At 60.3% G+C, this 19,926-nt stretch carries 18 protein-coding genes; 1 reads left to right on the top strand and 17 read right to left on the bottom strand.

Annotated features, from left to right (window positions below; genetic code table 11):
- Positions 1 to 2: 2 nt before the first annotated feature.
- The 17 genes from VHD36_15305 to VHD36_15225 form a co-directional block, all read right to left on the bottom strand.
- Positions 3 to 767, bottom strand: a complete 765-nt coding sequence (locus tag VHD36_15305; GenBank protein ID HVU88687.1) for an SDR family oxidoreductase — start codon at positions 765 to 767, stop codon at positions 3 to 5.
- Positions 768 to 856: 89 nt separating this feature from the next.
- Entirely contained in the window at positions 857 to 1,096 is a 240-nt protein-coding gene (locus VHD36_15300) for an acyl carrier protein (protein HVU88686.1), read from the bottom strand.
- Between the two features lie 221 nt (positions 1,097 to 1,317).
- Complete coding sequence (locus VHD36_15295) at positions 1,318 to 2,379, bottom strand: ketoacyl-ACP synthase III (GenBank protein ID HVU88685.1); 1,062 nt, start codon at positions 2,377 to 2,379, stop codon at positions 1,318 to 1,320.
- A 61-nt stretch (positions 2,380 to 2,440) separates the two neighbouring features.
- Positions 2,441 to 3,823, bottom strand: coding sequence for a fatty acid--CoA ligase family protein (locus VHD36_15290; GenBank protein ID HVU88684.1), 1,383 nt, complete (start codon positions 3,821 to 3,823; stop codon positions 2,441 to 2,443).
- Entirely contained in the window at positions 3,823 to 4,524 is a 702-nt protein-coding gene (locus VHD36_15285) for an SDR family oxidoreductase (GenBank protein ID HVU88683.1), read from the bottom strand. Before VHD36_15285 ends, VHD36_15290 begins: the two co-directional genes overlap by 1 nt.
- Positions 4,517 to 4,828 carry an acyl carrier protein gene (locus tag VHD36_15280; protein ID HVU88682.1) on the bottom strand — a complete coding sequence of 104 codons (312 nt, stop codon included), beginning with the start codon at positions 4,826 to 4,828 and terminating at the stop codon, positions 4,517 to 4,519. The genes VHD36_15285 and VHD36_15280 overlap by 8 nt, the downstream gene beginning before the upstream one ends.
- Before the next feature lie 128 nt (positions 4,829 to 4,956).
- The gene (locus VHD36_15275) at positions 4,957 to 5,628 is read right to left on the bottom strand and encodes an acetyltransferase (protein HVU88681.1); all 672 of its coding nucleotides are present in this window, start codon (positions 5,626 to 5,628) and stop codon (positions 4,957 to 4,959) included.
- A complete protein-coding gene (locus tag VHD36_15270; protein ID HVU88680.1) occupies positions 5,625 to 6,473 on the bottom strand; it encodes an FkbM family methyltransferase in 849 nt (282 codons plus the stop codon). The genes VHD36_15275 and VHD36_15270 overlap by 4 nt, the downstream gene beginning before the upstream one ends.
- A 32-nt stretch (positions 6,474 to 6,505) precedes the next feature.
- A complete protein-coding gene (locus VHD36_15265) occupies positions 6,506 to 7,555 on the bottom strand; it encodes a GNAT family N-acetyltransferase (protein ID HVU88679.1) in 1,050 nt (349 codons plus the stop codon).
- Between the two features lie 390 nt (positions 7,556 to 7,945).
- Positions 7,946 to 8,578: a sugar transferase gene (locus tag VHD36_15260; protein ID HVU88678.1), complete on the bottom strand. Its 633-nt coding sequence runs from the start codon at positions 8,576 to 8,578 to the stop codon at positions 7,946 to 7,948.
- The gene (locus VHD36_15255; protein HVU88677.1) at positions 8,538 to 9,809 is read right to left on the bottom strand and encodes a glycosyltransferase family 4 protein; all 1,272 of its coding nucleotides are present in this window, start codon (positions 9,807 to 9,809) and stop codon (positions 8,538 to 8,540) included. Before VHD36_15255 ends, VHD36_15260 begins: the two co-directional genes overlap by 41 nt.
- Before the next feature lie 135 nt (positions 9,810 to 9,944).
- A complete protein-coding gene (locus tag VHD36_15250; protein ID HVU88676.1) occupies positions 9,945 to 11,477 on the bottom strand; it encodes an SDR family oxidoreductase in 1,533 nt (510 codons plus the stop codon).
- A gap of 300 nt (positions 11,478 to 11,777) precedes the next feature.
- Complete coding sequence (locus VHD36_15245; GenBank protein ID HVU88675.1) at positions 11,778 to 12,749, bottom strand: NAD-dependent epimerase/dehydratase family protein; 972 nt, start codon at positions 12,747 to 12,749, stop codon at positions 11,778 to 11,780.
- A gap of 134 nt (positions 12,750 to 12,883) precedes the next feature.
- Positions 12,884 to 14,059, bottom strand: a complete 1,176-nt coding sequence (locus VHD36_15240; GenBank protein HVU88674.1) for a DegT/DnrJ/EryC1/StrS family aminotransferase — start codon at positions 14,057 to 14,059, stop codon at positions 12,884 to 12,886.
- 481 nt (positions 14,060 to 14,540) lie between these two features.
- Positions 14,541 to 15,260: an exosortase-associated EpsI family protein gene (locus VHD36_15235; protein ID HVU88673.1), complete on the bottom strand. Its 720-nt coding sequence runs from the start codon at positions 15,258 to 15,260 to the stop codon at positions 14,541 to 14,543.
- Between the two features lie 78 nt (positions 15,261 to 15,338).
- Entirely contained in the window at positions 15,339 to 17,414 is a 2,076-nt protein-coding gene (locus tag VHD36_15230) for a polysaccharide biosynthesis tyrosine autokinase (GenBank protein HVU88672.1), read from the bottom strand.
- Positions 17,415 to 17,866: 452 nt separating this feature from the next.
- Positions 17,867 to 18,799, bottom strand: coding sequence for an exosortase/archaeosortase family protein (locus tag VHD36_15225; GenBank protein HVU88671.1), 933 nt, complete (start codon positions 18,797 to 18,799; stop codon positions 17,867 to 17,869).
- Positions 18,800 to 19,550: 751 nt separating this feature from the next.
- Here VHD36_15225 and VHD36_15220 point away from each other — a divergent pair.
- On the top strand, positions 19,551 to 19,926 hold a 376-nt coding region (locus VHD36_15220; protein HVU88670.1), incomplete at its 3' end, for a hypothetical protein.

The following is a 19,926-nucleotide window of genomic DNA, read 5'->3' as shown; positions in this document are numbered from 1 at the left end:
CCTTACTGGGCCGAATAGCCTCCGTCGACCGTCAGACACGTTCCGGTGATCCAACGAGCAGTGTCACCAAGCAGAAAGACAATTGCATGAGCCACGTCCTCGGGTTGGCCGATTCCCAACGGGTGCTTGCCACGTATGGTTCGAACTTGATCCTCGGCCAGCGAAGACAAGTATCTACGCGACATTTCGGTGTCCACGATTCCTGGCAGCACCGCATTGACGCGAACGCCAGCGGTGGCCAGTTCCAACGCGGCCGACTTTGCCAGGCTGACTACGGCGGCTTTTGACGAGCAATAAGCCGCCAGGCCGACGGCCCCCAGCGTGCTCATCACCGAACCGACCAGCACCACGGAGCAACCCTGAGGGCTGGCGACGCCCCGTTTGGCCACGGCCGCCAGGAGAGTTGCCGCTCCCAAGGCATTGGTGCGATAGTGGGCCAGGAAATCCTCGGTACGAGCAACGCGCAGCGGGGTCGCCCGCTGCACTCCCGCGGCGTGCACGATTCCCGCCAATGGTCCGTTAGCGGCCACGACCGTCTCGACTGTGCGGAGCAAGCCATCGGTGTCGTCGACGTCGGCCACGTGGTACGCGTGCCCCTTGCCGGAAAGCGTAGCGATCGTTTCTGTCAGGCGCTCTTCGTTCCGGCCCAGGCCGATGATCGTGGCGCCAAGCTCGGCGCAGCGCTGCGCCGTCGCGCGGCCGATCCCCGCCGACGCACCCGTGATCAGGATGCGCCTGCCATCAAGTTGGTACGGATTGCCCGTCACGGAAATCTATTCTGCGGGGAATGGAGCGGGAACGACTAACGAGTGGTGGACGTGCGTCGAGCCACGAAGATCGAAGATCGGTGCGCGGCCTAGCGCTGCGCCTTGCCGTTGATGAGTTGCAGCAGGTCGCCGACGCGCTGGCATTTGCGCAGTGCGTCCACGTTAATGCGCTGATTGAAGCACTCGTCCACCAGGGCGATGACGGCCAGTTGGCCTACCGAGTCCCAGCCTTCGAGGTCCGCCAGCAGGGTGCCTTCCTGCATCTGGGCGGTATCCTCGTTCAGGGCCTCGGCAAGTCGGCGAACGAAATCGTTGTTGGTAGCCGCCATAGGTTCCTCGTTACCGACCAGACCGCCGGCAAAACGACTGCGCCCCACACGCCGGGTGTGTCGAAGCAGTTAGTTTACAATAAGATACGCTGGAAATGTCCCCTCGATGCCCGCGGATGTCGCGGACGGAAAGGTCATTGCCAATAACGCACACCCGCCACGAACGGGCGGCGAAACAACAGGAATCGTTCGGTACAAACGCCACGACGCGCATTGTTGGACTAATCCGCCACGGTAATCAGGGGTGGTAGACAGAGCGAGTCGCACTCCAGAACCGACGCCCCCCAGGCGAAGCCGGCCCCGAACCCGGCCAGCAAGACGCGGTTCCGCCCGCCGGACAGGGGTTCGCGCAGCTCCGTTGTGATGGCCAGTGGAATCGACGCGGAGCTCGTGTTTCCGTAGTTGGTCAGACCGATCGCCACCCGATCTGGCGGCAGTTTCAGCCGCTTCGTCAAATGATTCAACATGAAGCGATTGGCCTGGTGGAAAACGAAGTGGTCGATATCGGCTACCGCGGTTTCGGCCGCCGATAGGACGTTTTGCACCAGGCGGGGCACTTCGCGCAGCACAAACGTGAAGACCTCGCCCCCGTCCATGAATACGTCCTCGTCGCAGCGCACGTTCCCGCCGGCGCGCTCGGTGCGCTCGCTCGATTGCGGGGAATGAGGCACGCGAAATGCGCCGCCGGGAACCATCAGGCAACCCTTCCCCGCGCCGTCGGTCCCCAGCGCGAAATGCATAGTCGCGGCCTCTTCCGACAGTTCCAAAGCCGTGGCTGTTCCGGCATCGCCGAACAGGCTTGTCACCGTTCGATCGCCCGGAGAAACCAGGCGACTGGTCGTATCGCCGACCAAGAGCAAGAGTCGCCGGCATCCACCGCGGACCAGGTGCCCGCCGATCCACAAGCCGTACACGTAGCCCGCGCAACCCTGATTCACATCGAAGGCCGCGCACCCATGCCCTAAACCCAATCGGTCTTGCAGGACGCAGGCCGTGGCGGGCATGAAATAGTCGGGAGTTTGCGTGACGAAGATCAGGGCATCCACGCTATCGCGCTGCCAGCCAAGCTCGTCGAGCAGCCGATCTGCCGCCGCAAAGCATAGATCTGACGTACACGTCGTGCCGTTTACGACGTGGCGCTGCTGCACGCCGATATTCTGGCTGATGCGCTCGATCTCGGTCTGACCGAAGATGCGAGCGTCGTCTTCCAGTGTTAAGACGCGCCGCGGAACGGCACTGGCGATGCCCGCGATACGCACCTGATTCAGTCGACCACCAGCCATGATTCAGTTCAGGGACATTTTCTTGTTCAAAGGGACGATGTCGCCAGTGCGGGCAGTTTGTTCACCCGGCGGACGAGGATGTTGTCGGCGGCGTGGCCGGTGCGTGGGGCCGCATTTTCTTAAAGCGGCCACCATGTTGGGCGCGGTCCACGACGCGCACTCTCACGGGGATTTTAAATAACTCGAGGCGCCCCCGACAGAACTGCTTCAAGCGGCGGGCGAAGTCCGCGGGCGCTTCGTCGGCATGCAAAGAAACGTTCACGCAGACGATCTGGCCCGTGATGGCGTTCCGCTCACCATAGACAGCGGCGTCGCTGACCCCCGGCATCTCCTCGATCACTCCCTCGACCTCGGCGGGATAGACCTTCTGTCCGCCGACGTTGATGATCTCGCTCTTACGCCCGAGGATGCGCAAGTATTCGCCATCGACTTCGACTTCGTCGCCCGTGACGAACCAACCGTCGTCCGTAAAAGGGCTGGGAGCATTCAAATAGCCCAGCATGCTGGAGCGGGCCTTGATCTCGAGAATGCCCTGCACGACACGGGTCTGGAAACCTTCGCCGCCGATCTTCACCCATAGCGAGTCGGAACTCTTGGATTTCGACCGCAGGATGCCCACTTCCGACAGGCCGTACGTTTGCACCAGTTGCAGCTGGGGAAACAGGGCGTGCAGCCGCCGCAGTGTGCTCTCGGGCATGGGCTCGGTGCCGTAAGTCACGGTGCGAAGCGTGGAGAGATCGTGTCGGGCGAATGCCTCGCTCATCAGCACCATATTCAAGAACGTGGGCGAGGTCGGCAACAGCTCGACGCGATGCCGCGCGATCGCCGTCAACACTCCATCGGGCGTGCGATCCTGCACGGTGACCAGGCAACCATGGTTCGACAGCGTGTAGAGCATCGTGTTGATGCCGCCGATGTGGTCGTAAAGCAAAAATGAAATGGTGCGCAAGCGGTGCCGGGGCACGTGGAATTTTTCCAAGATCCCGCAGAGATCGTGTACCGCGCCTTTGCTCTTTCCCGTCGAGCCCGAGGAGAAGAGCACGAGCCCCGGGTGCCCGAGGCTGCGCAGGCGGGCGTAGAACTCGTGCTGCGCCGTGCGTTCGCAGCGGGTGGCGGTCGCCACGTCCTGCGAATCGATGCTGATGACCCACTCGGCCTCGGCGATTTCCAGCAATTCGCTGCGCTGCGCTGCAACACTCGAGGTGAGAGGAACCAGGATTGTCAGGCGTTCGATCAGTGCCAGGAACAAAGCGACGGAGTTGGGCGAAAAATCGGCCTCGATGGCCACGACCGCGCCGGCCGGGATTTGCCACGCGGCCAGCTCCGCTCGCCAGTGCGCGACACGCTCCGCCAGCCAGGCATACGAATACGTCTGGTCTCGCCAGATGATGGCGTCTGCCTGGGGATCGGTCGTGAACGAGGCGAGGAGAAAAGCGAGTGGCATCAAATGCCGCCCAAAAAAATGGTTTGACCGGTTATAAAGTCACTGTCGGCGCGCAGAAAGAAATCGATCACATTGATCACGTCGCGCATCGCGCCGAAGCGGCGAATGGCTTGCCGGGCGATGAGGTTCTCAAGCTTTTGCGGCGGCACGCCGGCAATCAAATCGGTGTGTATCGGCGTGGGCCCCACGGCATTGACGGTGATGCCGAAATCGGCGAGTTCGCGCGCCAGGATCTGCGTCAGCGAGATCACGGCCGCCTTCGAGGCCGCATAGATCGCCTCGCCCTCGAGCCGTAAGGGCGTGGCTACGGTGGCAAAGTTGACGATGCGTCCTTGTCGCTTGCGCTGCATCAGTTTGGCGGCCTCGCGGCAAAACAAGAAAGGAGCCGCTACATTCGTGTGCAATACGTCCAGAACCGTCTTGAGCGGCGTCGTGAGCACGTGGTTCATGCTGGCGATGCCGGCGTTGTTAATCACCGCGTCGAGCCGACCATAGCAACTGCGGATTTCGGCAAACATTTGCTTCACGGCCGGCTCGTCGGTGACGTCGAGCTGGAAGTGTTGATAGTTTTGCGGCATGCCTGTCGCTTCGCGACGGCTGCAGCCGACCACCTGGAAGTCGTGCGCGGCATAATGCTCGGCAAGGCTTCGGCCAATACCTTTGCTCGTGCCGGTGATAAGCAGTACCGGAAGATCAGGCATGGGTCGCGCGGTTCATCAGGTCTTGCACATAGTCGCGCAGCGTTTGCACGTTGCGGAAGGGGCTGCGGCTATAGGACATGGCTTTCTCGTCCGCCAGCGTCAGCGAGATCCCGAACTCGTCTTCGATACGCTGCTCGAGCGCCACGACCAGGTTCACTAACCCAAAAGAATCCAGTGCCCCACCTTTGCCAAGGAGTACGGCGTTCTCTTCCAGGGGTACGCGCGCGTCCTCAGGCAAAAGCTCGTTGACTTCGGCAATGGCGTCCCAAATTAGCGGCGTGATTCGATCAGAGTCGTGTGTCAAATCTCATGTTCCTCGTGTTTCGCGTGCTGCACGATTCCCCGTATCCCGGCCTTCACGATGGATCGTTCGCGGACGATCGAGATCGCCTCTTTCATCCGCCCGGGAGCCGTCCCTGCTAATCGTTGTTCTCACTCATAATCGACGCCGGTCGCCAAAGGCTTAGACTCGACGGATCGAATGACGCGCGCCGGGCAGCCGACCGCCACGACGCGATCGGGGAGGTCGTTGGTCACGGCCGCGCCTGCGCCGACGGTGGTCCAACAGCCGACACGAACGCCCGAAGTGGCTACCGCGCCAATCCCGAAAAATGAGCCTGTGCCGACGTGAACTCCGCTTGCCAGATCAACGCCCGGCGCCAAATGGACATATTCTTCCAGGACACAGTCCTGGGATACGGTGGCATTGGCGTTGAGAATGACATGGGCGCCGACGCGGGCATCGGCCTGGACCACAACGCCGGCAAAGGCCACCGTGCCCGGTCCGATCTCGACGGTGGAATCGATAATGGCGGTCGCGTGAATGAGCGTTCCCCATTCCAGCGGCAGGCGATCGACCAAGGCCTTGCGCGTGGCCGCGTCGGCGATGGCGACGAGGACCGGGATACGGGGAGCGTCGAGAATGCGATTGATGGGCCCGAAGATCGGCACGCCCAGGATGCTCTTTCCCCATTTCGCTTCGTCGTCGTCGTAAATGGCGCGTACGTCGTAGCCGGTAACTTTGGCCGCGCCAACGACAGCCTTAGCGTGCCCGCCGGCGCCGATCACCAGGATGGTTCGCGGGGAGTTGAAGCTCGCGCTCATTTCTCAGTTACTGGCACGACGTTGATGCCCAGTTCGCGAAGGTATTGGCCGTGGATGTCAGGACACATGCAAAACACGTTGCCGTGCAATTCTTGGGCGCTCGTGAGTACCTTGAGATCTTCTCCGAAGGCGATGTAGCCAGCGGATTGCAGGATGCTCCACACCTCTTCCGGATGGCGCGTGACTTCGACCATCAACTTCGGTCGCTGCGTGCGCAGCACTTCGCGCATACCTTGCAAGACTTCGGATTCAAAACCTTCTACGTCGATCTTGATGAGATCGGCTCGCAGGGAATGTTCGGCCGCAAAATCGTCGAAGCGCACCAACTCGACGGGGACTGATTCGCGTAATTCATCGGCGTTGAATCCGTCGAACGCGGCATTGGCCTTCAGCAATGGCGACTCTTCAACGAACGTGTTATTCAGGCCCGTCAAACGTTCCACGAACATCGTCCGCTGGGTAGAGACGTCGCCGACCCCTTTAGGAACAAGCGTGACGTTGGGTTTGCCGTGCAAGTTCCGTTCGATATATCTCAAGTTGTTCGGGCCAGGCTCGAAGACGTACACGTGTCCAGGACCGACCAGGCGGGCCAGCCATAATGCCACGTAGCCAATGTGCCCTCCCACCTCGACCACGGTGTCGCCTGGATGAACCACGCGGCCGAGCGTCTCCATGATCCATTGTTCGCGGTTGCGGCCGTGATACCAATAGCCCTTGTGTCGATAGGAGTGCAAACGCAGCCGATCGCCTGTCCAATGGTGCCGGATCGTGATGTCTCCCGGGTTGAGCCGGGAGAAAAGGGCCAGGGTCGGCCGGCGGAGAAACTTGACGAGGTGCAGTTTCACGAAAGCCTGTCGTCCGGGAACGCGCGCGGTGGTCAACCGCGGTACACCGGAAAAAACTCACTATTGGGAGCGTCGATATCGAGACCAAGGCGGCGTTCGGCCAGACGGGTGTATTGATCCGTCGAGAAAATGAATTGCCAGGTATAGAACGGATGCCGGCCGGAAGAAAACCCGGCTTTGAACTCAAATACCGAGTCCTCCTTGGCGCCGAAACCGCCGCCCAGGTGGAACACATAATTTCCGCGCGCCTTGCCCCAGGTGCGGGCGTAATCGAGCATCAACTTGCTGGGCCGTAGCTGGATGGCCGCATTGAACGTGCCGCTGAGATGGTATTGCATGATTCCCGAGCACTCGGTCAACAGGGCGCCGGCGAGAATCTCCGCGGTTTCGCTGCGCACGAGACAAAGCGAGAGGTGATCGCCGAGAGCCTCCTTGAGCGAGCGAAAATATTCCGCCGGGAAATAGTAGTAAGGCGAGGCGCAGGTCCGATCCATCGTCTCTTTGTACATATCCAGGAACACGTCGAGATGGCTGTAGAAATCCTCGACCGCCGCCACCATGCCTGTGCGGCGGGATTTCAAAATGTTCCGACGATGATCGGCCCGCGTCTGACTCCACATCTCTTCCGCCGACAGCCGTAGATCGATCGAAACCGTGCGACCGCGCTCGACCAATTGGCCGCAGGCGCTGGGGACGTCGGCTGCCGTGTTCAGTAGCGGATGCAAACGCACGAAGCCGCTTACGCAGCCGCGCTGCTGCATGAGACGCTGCCACTCGTCGATCGCCTGCCGATGGAAGACGTCGTCGCCGCTAAAAAGTGGTCCCGGGTAACCATAAGGCGAGACGATGTCGAAGAGCGTATTCCCCTCGGTGCCCAACCACGGAATGTAGGACAGCGGCCGCACGATGTAGGGCAAAAAGAAGTAGCAATCGGCCTGGCGGACAAGCACGGCCTCGGGCTGGCCGCCGTCGTAGGGGCCCATCATTTTGGCGTAAGCCGCGCGGTGATAGAAATCATGCCGGACGCCATCGAGAAACTGGTCCCATTCGGCGCGATCAGGCGTCAAGAAGGTCAGATTCATCGACGGTTTCTCACACGTTCCCTGGTGGAGAGAAACCGTTGGAAATGTACGCATCTTTTGACAAGTCTCGCGCAAAGAGCGGGAGTCGCACGGCGCGCGCAGGCGCGAACGATCCCAGGGCGGCGTTCAACACGTCCGCCTGCTAAACCGAATCCGCTTGCCTTTCCCCTGCATCGCAGCGCGCTACCGGACGCGACGGATGCGTTTGACAGCGGAATTCGGAAATTCGTAACTCGTGGAATCCCGAACAGTCCCAACGAGCCCCCAACCGGCCCCTCGACAAGCCCCACGCTCCTGGCACGGCGAAACAGCATCAACTGTATGCCGCCGCTTCCTTCGCTCGCCTATACCTAACCGTCGGCTAGCGGGAAAGCAATGCCTACGACCAGCTTAATTCCGCGCTTGTAATTCTTTGGTCCCTTCAAACTCGGGCGCCGTAGCATGACCCGTGGCACTAACGCCTACGCCCCGCATGGTCTTTAACACGGTCAGCCACAGAATCTTCAAGTCCAACCACAAACTGCAATGATCAACGTACCACACATCCAGCTCGAACTTGCGTTCCCAGGAAATGTCGTTGCGTCCATTAACCTGGGCCCAGCCGGTAATGCCTGGCAAGCAGTCGTGCCGGCGGAACTGTTCGGCGGAATAGCGCCCGAGATAACGCATCATCAAGGGGCGCGGCCCCACCAGGCTCATGTCTCCGCGGACGACATTCCATAATTGAGGCAGCTCATCAAGACTCGCGCGGCGCAGAAAAATTCCAAACGGCGGCAGTCGCTCGGCGTCGGGGAGCAAGTTGCCTGCGCTGTCGCGCGCATCGGTCATCGTCCTGAACTTGTACAACTCAAACGGCCGACCGTGCTGCCCCGGTCGCTCTTGCCGGAAAATGACCGGCGCTCCCAGCCGCCACCGCGCCAGGATCGCCACTAGCGCAATCAGGGGGCTGGCCAGGATCAAAGCGGGTAGGGCCACCGCCAGATCAAACGCACGTTTCCCGAACTTCTGGTACAGGCGGTTCATGTTCCGTCGGTGATCCGTTTGCCAATCGCTCCAAGAGCCGGACAAAATCCTCGGCCTGGCGGTGGCGATTAAAATTCTCGACGACGTAGCGTCGCGCAGCCATGCCCATGGCGCGGCAGCGCTCGCGATCGTCGCACAAGGCCTGCACCGCGGCGGCTAATGCGCGATCGTTCCCCGGCTCGACAAAAATGCCACCGCCGGCCGCTTCGACAACCTGCCGGATCACGCCGTCGATGGCCAAAATCGTCGGGCGCCCGGCCGCCATGTAATCGAATACCTTGTTGGGGTAAGTCGTGCGAAACATGGGGATGTTCTTGAGCGTGGCCAGGCAGGCGTTCGAGCCGGCGAGCACGGCGCGCATCTCGGCCTTCGATCGCGAGCCCACGAACTGCAAGTTGGCCAGCTCGAATTGTTTAGCCTTGGCTTCGAGATTCGGCCGCTCTTTGCCGTCGCCGACCAGGAGAAACCGCACCCTGGTTTCGCTGCGCAGGCGAACAGCGGCGCGAAGTATGGTCTCGATGTCGTTGGCCATTCCCAGGGCGCCGGCGTAAGTGACGACGAACTTGTCGCTAACCCCCAGCTCCTCGCGGAAGAACTTGCCGTCGGCTTCGGGTGTGAACATCTCGGGATCGACGCCATTGGCGATCACGCTGATTTTGCTGTCAGGCACGCCTTTGGCCAGCAAGTAGTCGCGATAGGCCGGCGAGTTCACCAGCAGATGGGTGGCCCGCCGATACAGGAAATTCTCGACCCACCGCGCCATCTTGATCAGCAGGGGATTGGTAAGGACGCCGATGTCGACGGCAAACTCGGGCCACAGGTCGCGAATCTCCAACAGCAACGGCCGGCGACGGACGGCGGCCACGAACCAGGCACTAAGGGCCTGAAACAGCGGCGGCGAAGTTCCCATCACCAGATCGATATTCTTGGCCCGCAGCGCTGCCCACACCGAGGTGAACATGAAACTGACCAAGGCGACGACGCGCCAGGTAAAGCTGCGGTGCAACGACGGATAGGTGTAAGCGCGCAGCACGCGAATGCCATCGATGTTCTGTTCGACGACCAGCCCGCGCCCTTCGACGACGCGCTTGCCCGAAGAGAAATTAATCGTGCTGGCGACGATCGTGCACTCGTGCCCTTGACGCACGAGGTGCGCCGCGAGCTCGTAATGGCGGGTTCCGCCGGGCTCGGTAGGGCCGGCGAAATACTGATGAATCAGGAGCAGACGCATGTACTGGCGATGGCGACGGAAACAGGCGGTCGTGCGGCGCAGTTACGAGTGAATTGGGCCGCGGACGTGTGTGAAGATGGCGGCCTCGCCCGGCGCCGGCAAACCCGGCGCACGCGGTAAATTGGCAAGAGTTGACTATTGCGAGGCGATGACCTTTACCAACTCGTGCGCCCAATTGTCGCGAACGACCGATTTCTTCTCGCTCAAGAATTTGACGTTGGAGTAGCGACTGTCGGCGTAGTCGGAAATCTCGCCGTTGGCGATGGCGTCCAAAACCTGCTGGATACCCTGCCGCACGGTCCACTGTGGGGTGAAGCCGAGCTGGTTGCGGATTTTGTTGAAGTTGACGCGGTAGTTGCGCTTATCGGTGTCGCCAGAATTGGCGATCAACTCGGCGGAGAACACGCATTCGTGAACCATCTCGCCGATTTGCTGGATGGTGTAGTTTTGATCGTTGCAGCCGACGTTGAAGATCTGGTTGGCCACGATTTCTTCGGGAGCCTCGAGCACGGTGGCCACCGCCAACGCCGCATCGTCGACGTGTACGAACGGCCGCCATTGATCGCCGCCAAAGACCGTGATCTTTCCTTCCAGCTTTGCCTTGGCAGTCAGCAGGTTGACGACCAGGTCGAACCGCGTGCGGCCGGAAAGCCCGTAAATCGTCGAGAACCGCAAGATCGTCGGGCGGAATTGATCGTTTGCCATCGACAGCAGCACTCGCTCCGAAGCCAGCTTCGTGTGGCCGTACAGCGAGATCGGCTTGACGATGCTCCGCTCGTCGAGCATTTCTTCGGTTGCTCCGTAGACGGAGCACGTGCTGGCGAAAACGAGACGCTGCACGCCGGACGCCTTGGCCAGTTCGGCAATCATGCGCGTGGCGGTCAGGTTGACTTCGATCGTCAACTCTTCGTCGAGATTGCAAGCCGGATCGCCGACGATCGCGCCCAAATGCACGACCGAATCGACGCCGCGCAGGGCGTCAGCCACCTGTTCCACGTGCCGGAAGTCTCCGCGACGCACCTCCAGCCGGGGATGATTGAGCACGTGACGAATCGGATCGTCGCCGAAGATCAGCAGATCGAGCAGGCGGACGTGGTAACCTTTTTCCAAGAGCTTCGGCAACAAGGCCGAACCGATATATCCGCCGCCGCCGATGACCAGCACGCGTCGTTCGCCGCGTAGATTCTTGACAACAGCCTCGCGCTCCGGGCTGACGATCGTGGCCCACAGGGTGGTCCAGATGCGCGATCCGACCAACAGCAGCAGGCAAAACAGCCACGACAGAACCAAAGCCGTTCGAGGTAGAGTAAAGCCTGCGCCACTGAATAGATACGACAGCGAAGAAAAGATCAAAAAGCCCAACGTCACGCCTTGGGCCACGATCAGAGCCTTGTAGCGACTCTGGTAGGCGCGCCCATAGGTGTAAAAGCCGCTTAGGTAGAAAACTACCAGGCACACCGCCGTCAGTGGCCAGACGGACGTGCAGAAATGGCTGAAAAGTCGCCAGAAATCCGCGTTGTTGTCGACAGCGGTCCGCGCAGGGCCAAAAGCCACCAACGAGAATAAACGCAAGCCGAGGGCGGCCGCCACCGCGGCATGAATCATCACCGTATCGGCGCCCATCCGTAGCAGGGTACCGGTGGTGAAACGCAGTTTCGAAGAGTTCACGCCTGTTCCTCCTGGGTGCAACTTCGATGCGGTTGTTGGCGCAAAGCGGAATGGCGCGCAAGGTCCTTTTGAGACGCGAGCGGCCATCGTACGCTAGGGGGAAACGCGATCGCGAAAGATGTGCGGGACATGCGCATCGTTAGCCCGATCGAGCAACCCCGAATTGCCCTCTTCGAGGTCAATTGTGTCGGGGGCGCCAGAAAAAAGCAATGAAAATTAATAATTAATAAGCTAGGGGATATGGACGACTCGTTCCGACGCCAGCACGGGCGCTTGCTGTCGGGGCATGACCAGCCCCTTCTATAGCCAGTCGCGGAAATCGTCCAGGTTTTGGCGGTACCAGTCGATGGTGGGTAGCAAGCCAGCATCCAGATCGAACTTCGGACTATAGCCCAACAGCTCGCGGGCCTTCTGGGAGCTGGGGGCACGCACGCCGATATCGCTGAACGTGTGGGCGGTCGTCGTGAGCTTCGAGCTGCTTTTGGCCAGCCGAATGGTCCGCGCGGCCAAATCGTAGATCGTGACCGCGGTGACCGGATTGCCGATGTTGAAATCTTCGCCGATCGCCTTTTCCGATTCGATGCAGCCCATCATGGCATCGCAGAAGTCGTCGATATAGCACCACGACCGGAGCTGGCTACCGTCGCCGATCATGGTCACGTCTTTGTTTGCCACGGCGCGAACGCAGAAACGCCCCACCGCGTTATCGGTCTTGCGCATCGGTCCAAAGATGTTGAACGGTCGGACGATCACGGTGGGCATCTTGAAATCGCGATGGTAGGCCCACACGATATGTTCCGCCGCTAGTTTGCTGGATGCATAGCAAACGCGGGCATCATTCGCCGTGCTGACCAGGCAGTTGGCACCTTCGCGAGCATCCATGACGTTGCCGTACACTTCGCTCGTCGAGATGTTCACGATCCGCTCGATCTTCGGATTGTGCCGCGCGGCTTCCAGCACGTTTCGCGTGCCGATCAATACGGTATCGATCGTGTCGCGGGCGTGGTCGATGACTTTCCGCACGCCGAGAATCGATGCATAGTGCAACAGGATCTGGCAGCGGGATACCTCCTCCTGGACGGCCGCGGCGTCGCGCACGTCTCCTTGCACCTTGCGGACTCGGCTGTCCTTCGCCAGCCGGCTGTAGGTCAGCGCGCCATTGAGGTCGATATCGAAGAGCGTGACGTCGTTCCGCTCGACGAGACGCTCGGCCATGTGCGTGCCGATGAAGCCGGCCCCGCCCGTGATCAAGATCTTCTTGCCTGTAATCATTCAGCACTCCTAAAACCTGAGCGAGCAGCTACGCACGACTCGGCCGCTGTTGGCCGGCTTGTATGGGCAGGTGGGCCGGCACTCCGCTCGCTTGTTAACCAAATAATCTGAGATTGTCTTTGTGCGATCTCTCGTCACTTGCGATGATGTCGCACGACCTTTAGCAGCGACGCGCTGACGTAGTCCTGCTCGTCCTGCGTCAAGCCCGTGAAAATCGGCAGCGACAAGGCCGATCGTTCGAATTCCAGCGAGTTGGGGAAGTCGCGATCGTCGAACGGGCCGAAGGGCGCGAACACTTTTTGCTTGTGAAGCGACGGATAATAGAGCCGCGTCGCGACCCCCAATTCGGCCAACTCGTCGGCAATTTGATCGCGGCCGACATCGAGCAAATCGAGCCGAAATCGCACGGTGTAAAGCTGGTAGTTGATGTCCTCGATCGAGCGGCGCCAGGGCCGGATGATGGCCTCTTCCTCGGCAAATTGCTGGTCGTAACGAAGCGCCTTTTCGCGCCGCATGTCGATGATTTTTTTCAGCTTGCGCAGCTGGCAGATACCGACCGCGGCGGCCACCTCGTTCAAGCGGTAATTGAAGCCCAGCAAATCCCACTGGAATTTTCCGGAATCGCCGAAGTTGCGAATCAGCCGGCATTGTTCGGCCAGGTGGTCGTCCTGCGTGACGATCATGCCGCCTTCGCCGGTCGTCATCGGCTTGGTGGGGGTGAAGCTGAAGATGCCCATCTGACCGATCGTGCCGGCGAATTTCTCGTCGTTGTAGCGTGCCAGATGCGCTTCGGCGGCGTCTTCCAGAACCTGCACGTTGTGCTTCTTGGCCAGGTCCATGATCGGGCCCATGTCCGCGGACTGGCCCGCATAATGGACGGGCACGATGACCTTGGTCCGGGGCGTGATCAGCGCGGCCAACCGATCAACGTCGATGCAATAGTTGGTCGAATTGATGTCGCATAAAACGGGCCGAGCGCCCAGCACCATCGCCGCGGTGGCCGACGAAATGAAGGTCATGTTCGGAGCGATCACTTCGTCGCCCGGCCCCACTCCCATGGCCTGCAAACAGACCAATAGCGCGATCGATCCATTCGAGACCGCAATGGCGTGGCGCGCTTCGATCGTTTTGGCGAATTCTTCTTCGAACTGCGCGACCTTCGGACCTTGGCAGAGCCAACCGGAGCGCACGACTTCGGCGGCCGCGGCCGGCTCGGATTCATCGAACCAGGCCTTGGCCAGAGGAACCTTCTTGCCGGCGTCAACGAACAGCCAGTTCTTGTTAGCGGCAGGAGCGGACGGAGTCGTCATACGCTACATCTCGAGGGCTGCGAGTGATGTGAAAATCGAGTTTAATTGCGGCGAACGAATTGAGAACGATCCAAGTTGGGGAGCGCGCTGCGCGCACTCCGTTCCCGTGGGTGACAGACACCCATTAATAAGCCGGGCCGAAATCGGCTTCGAACGCTCCGCTGAGCGTCATGGCTCGGTTCAGCCCTGCGGTAATGGCAAACCCCGTGCCTCGATTGGATTTAGACGGTCGCGCGGACGATCGGTACGATTTTACGGCCCAAGCGGCGGGTGTGAACGGGCTGCAACGGATTTATTGAAAACAGCACAATAGCCGCGGGTGGCCCTGGGGCCTCATGGCGTTGTCGTTGTGCAACGCCACCACCGCCGCAAAGGCTACAACAGTTGACGATTCTGTGAGAAAGGGATTTCGGGCCGCCACCGTGTGCGCGGACTCTCGGCTGGCCGCCCGATCGTAGCAGGCGGGCCGACCATCCGAATCTCAGCCAGCAGCCGGTGCGGCAGCGGACTCATCGGTGGGAGAAGGTTCCGAAGCGGAATTGGATTGATCGGGGAAAAGGACGGCGTTCGCTTCAGGGATAAAAGTGCGTACGAAGTCAACCGATGCGGTTTGTTCGATCGGCTGTCCCGGCATGGGGATGACCTCAATGAAATACATCTTGTACAGGGCGGGCTGTCCCACCAAGGCGACACGCGGGAGGTCCGGAGCGATCCACTTACCGTCATAGCTCCAGGTCCAGAAGACGCGCAAATAGGTAGTTCCGGTATGTTCGTCCTTCTTGAACACCGTGGTGTAGCACTTCACCGGTCCGACGTCGGTTTCGATGTCGTATTGAATCTCCGGATTCATCATCTGGTAGCCGGCCGCGACGTAGCACTGTGTCGGCACGTGCTGGGCCACACCGCGGAATCGGCCGCTCACGAGCGAGACATTGACCACCTTGCTCGACAGGCGGTTTGTATAGCTGCGCCCTAAGGACGCGTCCGCCTCGGCCACCTCGCGCTCGCGCGGGTCCATTTCTTCCTGTTCGACGCCTTCCCAATCTCCGACCTTCATGGGTACTTTCGTCAGGCGGTCGGCAAAGAGCTGCAGGATCTCCTTGTCGTTGCCGGCACCGAAAGCCCCTCCCCAATAGGCGCGCACCAGGCCGGTGCTAATGATCAACAGGGCCGCACACGCGGGCGCGAGATAGGTCTTCATGTTTTTCCCAATTAAGCTCGGTCGTCCGAACAGCGCGTGATTGCGGCGCGTCGGTCGCAGTGGATGGAATGTTTACGTTCAGGTATGGGCGGCATAAGCCCGATACGTCGCTTCTGTCCGTTCACCGTTCATGACAGCACCGAGCACGTGCACGCCCACCGAGCGCAACTGCTCGCTGGCTTCATGCACCTTGACGGCCTGGCTTACTTCGCGCATGACACTCAAAATGGCCGCATCGACGTTTTGGCCCATCAACGACGCGTCGGCGATGCTGAGCACCGGCGCCGAATCGACGATGACGAAGTCGAAACGCGACCGTAAAACGTCGAAAACTTCGCCGACGCCTTCCTTCGACAACGCCTGGATACTTTCCAAGTCATATTGGCCCGCCGAGATCATCCATAGACCGGCGACGCGCGTGGGTCGGATCACGTCGTCCACCTCGGCCTCGCCCCGCAACACTTCGCAGACGCCGGGTTCCAGCGGCAATTCGAACAGCTTATGCGCCGAGGGACGCCGCAGATCTCCGTCGACCAGCAACGTGCGCCGTCCGCAACGGGCCAGGCTCGCCGCCAACTGGCTGGCGACCGTCGTCTTACCCTCGCGGTCCGAGGCGCTGGTGATCATCACCACGCGCATCGGCTCGGAAACCGCGCTGTGGATCAGGTTCGTGCGCACCGTGTCGATGGATTCGACAAGCAGACGATTCAAATCGCCGTTGGCCGCCGCCAGTGCCTTGCGACCGGGGCGCGTGACCGAGGGCAGTGCCCCGACGACACGCAGCCCCAAGCCGTCGCTCAATTGCGTTGAGGAGCTGATGCGCCGGGCCTGGAACTCGAAAAAGGCGACAACGAAGCCCACCATCGCGAAGGCCGCGAAGCCGCAGAAGCCTACCAGGCCGATTTTGCGCTTGATACTGCTCTCGCCGGGAGGGATCGCGTCGTCGAGCTTTTGCACGCGCGGGGGAGCCGATTTTTCCACCGAAATCTTATAGAGGTCGCTATTGAGCTCGTCGACGAGATGCTGCAGCGCTTTGACCCTTTGTTTCTTGTTGTCCAATTCGGCCGTATCACGCGTCATCGTCTTGAGCTGCTCTTCAAGTTCTTTCTTTTGATTTTTGAGTTCCTCGATCTGTTGCGCGACGCTGTCCCGATGCCTTTCCGTCGATCGTTGTTTGCCCTCGTATTCCTTGATCTTGATGGCTTCGTTGGAGTCGGAGAACCGCTTCAACAATTCGTCGCGCCGCAACTCGACCTTCTCTTCGACGACGGCCAGGCTCTTCAATAGGCGCTTGAGCGTCGGGTTGTCCTTGTTCTTGATTTGCGTCTTGGCCTCGGCGATGCTCAGCTCCAGGTCGCTACGTTGCTCTTCCAGTTTTCGCAACTTCTCGTCTTTGTGCATCTCTTCTTCGGCGCGCGCTTCACGTGCCGAAGGGTCCCGGGCCAACTCGATGTCGAGCTTGTATTTGTCGATCTCGACTTCCAGGTTGCCTTGCTGTGCAGTGTGGGAGAACAGCGAGTTATTGACCACCCCCAACTGCTGCTGCATCAAGCCGGCATGCGTGGCGGCCGCCTGCTGATCCAGCACCCCGATCGACTTTTGCAACCGTTCGACATCGTGCATGTCACGGAGCAGTTCCTCGGTCTTTTGCTGCAGCAGGTCCCGCAGCTTTGCCTCTTTCTTGCTGCGATCCGTGATGCCCTTTTCGACCACTTCCTTGAAGTACGCGGCGATCACGGCGTCGACGATCTTGACGACCTGCGGAATCTCGTCCGGTTCGCCGCTCATCGTCACTTGCAGCAGTTCCGCGTCGTTGGGGTATTTCATCCCCAACTGATCCTGTAGCCATGCCACGGGGTCCGTTTGTTTCTTGATAATCGGCAGTTGGGAAATCGACGGATCGCGGATCGCCCGGGTCAGGAGCGGCTTGCTCTTCATCGTTTCGATCGTTGTTTGCCGAAAGGTCAAGAATTCGTGCGCGTCAGCCGCGCCTGCCTTGGCGGTCATGGTCTCCGGAGCGCGCATGACTTGCACGTAGGCAATCACCTGCCCTTTTTGTGGAATCAGAAACCAGGCCGCGGACATCGCGCCGAGCGCCGCCAGAATGCCCAGGCCGGTTGCCAACTGCCAGCGCCGCCGAAAGGCCCGCAGCATCGACATAGGATCCGGGGCCGCCGAAAGCAATTCTGGGCGGCCGCCGACGGCGAGCTGCCAAGGCGCACCCGCATAGGGTGCGACCGGAAAGCTGCCACTAACGGGAACTAGATCGCCCCCCTGCTGTTCATCGGGAGGAGCAGGAATCGTGTTAGTCGCGGCTGTATCTGAGTTGCGAGTCGTAGACACCGAGAAACTCTCCAAAGTTGTGATCGCGATGCGGTTTCTTGGCATTCCATGCTGCGATTTGCCGCGTTGAGCGTGTCGGGGCACCGACGCAATTCACGTCCTGCCGTCCCGGCGGGAAAACGTGCTTGGCCGTGTATGACGAGTAGCTGTGTGCCTCGTTAACCTTCACCTCATTTTTCGAGACCGTTTGGATCCGTGTCGCTGCTGTATCGCACTCTCATGTTGCTCGTCTTTTGAGTCACTATTCCCGCTCGAATCGGTTTCTAACGGAGACCGGGACTGGGGATTCCGCCACGCGACGTGGGACCGACCATGACGGGGCCCTTTTCTTCGTCTTCGATGAACAGATGCTGCAACAATTGCAATTCCAGGAACAGGAAGCCCATCGCCATGGGCATCATGATCCAGCCCGCCAGATCATGAAATACCGCGTCCGCGATCTGCGTGCCTACCGTTTTATGCAGAATGCCGGTCACCGTGATGCGAATGATGTTTACGAGAAGTGCAATCGGCACGGCACTAAGAATGATGGTAATGCGCTCCCACCAAGGGCGCACCGTGACCAGCGTGATGGCCACGGCCAGGGCGAGAAAGATGGTCGACATGCGCAGCCCGCTACAAGCGTCCACCACGCCCAAACGGAGCTCGCCCAGAATGATGTGGTTGCCGGAACGATGTGCGGCCACGCCCATCGTCTGCAGCGCATAGGTACTGCAAATGGTTGCCACGCGTTGTAACGGATCAAGCAGATTCCGTTCGACCGCGCCGGGCAAGGGATACATGAAAACCAGGAAGGCGAGTGCAGGACCCGACCAGCGTAACAGCGGCCATCCACCGACTATCAAGAAAATGGCGAACAAGCAAGGCAGTAGGGAGATCATCTCGATGTAAGGGTAGGCGTAGTACCCGCCGATCATGCGGAAAGCCAAACCGAACGCCAACAGGCCGACACCCGCCCAGCGGGCCTGCGGCGGTGCATCTTGAATCGGTTCGCGGCGCATCCACAGCAGAACGGCGGCGAAAACCGGCACGAGCCAGCCGTGAGAATAGGCGGGCGTGTTCCACACCGTGGATATGGTGCGTAACGTGTTCCAATAGACCACGATCAGCAGCACGACCAGGGTCGCCAGGATGGCGATAGGGCGTTGCTGATCCTTACGTATTTCGAATTGCGACAGGAAGGATTCGTTCGCCATCGTAAGCTGCTTGTCCCAGGTGTTGTTACGCTACTCGCGATACGCGTGCTGTCTGTTACCAGGTCGCGAATCGCGTGTGATATTTACTGACCATGCACGCTCGATTCGCCTGGTCGCCCATGCGTTCGCAACCGCCCACCGGCCAGTGGCGCCAAATGCAATCGAAGCGGCGTCGTCATAGTTCCGATCTTGTAGACTGCGGGCCGCAATCCGCTCGGGCCGCTGTCGAGCAACGATGCTCTCAGGACCACCCGATGTTGCCGAATGGCACGTAACTCCCCTGTCCGCCATCTTGATCGGACCGGCCGTCATGCCCAGAAGCGCACGGGGCATCGACGTTTTTGGGGCCTTGAATTGGGCTTGCGACTGCGTCTTGATGTCACGATATCCGCGTCGAAAAATGCTGTCAAACAGATTCCCCCCTTGTTGTGTTTAGGACGCATGATCCTGTAGCGACGGCGTTCAGCTCGTAACGGTCGTGACGTTGCGGGACCTTCTGGTGTTAGCGCAAATGACGCATTTTGTGCCGATTCTTGCGATCTCAGAAATCGGAATCTGTGCGTTTGCAAAAAGCGGGGAAAGAGTTCAGGAAAGTTCTGGGAATGCCGATGGTAGGGGCTGTATGGAAGCCGGGTTCTCGCGGGGGGGTGAGGGCGGCGTCCAAGCGGGCCGTGACGGCGCGCTTTTGTGAGCGCGTGATGAGCGACCGGTTCTGGGCGTTTGACCCCTGGCACCAGGAAAGCCTTTCCGCATGCCCCTGCGTGGCGTCATTGCTCGATCGATCTGCGTCTCGCTGGCGGTGCTGGTATTGGCCGCCGCCGGGGGCTGCCGCCTGACGCGCAATCAGGTTCTCATGTCGCAGCTTCCGCCGGGAGGGCCCAACCCTCGCGAGCTGACCAAGATCAGCTTACCCACCTACGTCATCGAGCCCCCGGACGTTCTCTTGATCGATGCGGTGAAGGTGGTCCCCAAGCCCCCCTACCATGTCGAGCCCTTGGATACCCTGGAAATCTTCGTCCTCGGAACGCTACCCGACCAAAACATCGCCGGCCCCTTCCCGGTCGAAGCCGACGGCACCGTCATGCTCGGACCCGCCTATGGCGCCATCAAGGTTTCGGGCATGACCC

This window comes from Pirellulales bacterium, from assembly GCA_035546535.1.
Classification (GTDB): domain Bacteria; phylum Planctomycetota; class Planctomycetia; order Pirellulales; family JACPPG01; genus JACPPG01.
The sequence above is the reverse complement of the archived record's forward strand: the minus strand, read 5'-3'. Positions and strand labels throughout refer to the sequence as shown.

Coding starts and splice junctions, on each gene's coding strand:
- VHD36_15285 (HVU88683.1), bottom strand. CDS start 4,524: ATGCCTGATCTTCCGGTACTGCTTATCACCGGCACGAGCAAAGGTATT.
- VHD36_15290 (HVU88684.1), bottom strand. CDS start 3,823: ATGCCACTCGCTTTTCTCCTCGCCTCGTTCACGACCGATCCCCAGGCA.
- VHD36_15295 (HVU88685.1), bottom strand. CDS start 2,379: ATGGCTGGTGGTCGACTGAATCAGGTGCGTATCGCGGGCATCGCCAGT.
- VHD36_15300 (HVU88686.1), bottom strand. CDS start 1,096: ATGGCGGCTACCAACAACGATTTCGTTCGCCGACTTGCCGAGGCCCTG.
- VHD36_15235 (HVU88673.1), bottom strand. CDS start 15,260: ATGAAGACCTATCTCGCGCCCGCGTGTGCGGCCCTGTTGATCATTAGC.
- VHD36_15240 (HVU88674.1), bottom strand. CDS start 14,059: ATGACGACTCCGTCCGCTCCTGCCGCTAACAAGAACTGGCTGTTCGTT.
- VHD36_15275 (HVU88681.1), bottom strand. CDS start 5,628: ATGAGCGCGAGCTTCAACTCCCCGCGAACCATCCTGGTGATCGGCGCC.
- VHD36_15260 (HVU88678.1), bottom strand. CDS start 8,578: ATGAACCGCCTGTACCAGAAGTTCGGGAAACGTGCGTTTGATCTGGCG.
- VHD36_15225 (HVU88671.1), bottom strand. CDS start 18,799: ATGGCGAACGAATCCTTCCTGTCGCAATTCGAAATACGTAAGGATCAG.
- VHD36_15245 (HVU88675.1), bottom strand. CDS start 12,749: ATGATTACAGGCAAGAAGATCTTGATCACGGGCGGGGCCGGCTTCATC.
- VHD36_15255 (HVU88677.1), bottom strand. CDS start 9,809: ATGCGTCTGCTCCTGATTCATCAGTATTTCGCCGGCCCTACCGAGCCC.
- VHD36_15230 (HVU88672.1), bottom strand. CDS start 17,414: ATGCTGCGGGCCTTTCGGCGGCGCTGGCAGTTGGCAACCGGCCTGGGC.
- VHD36_15265 (HVU88679.1), bottom strand. CDS start 7,555: ATGAATCTGACCTTCTTGACGCCTGATCGCGCCGAATGGGACCAGTTT.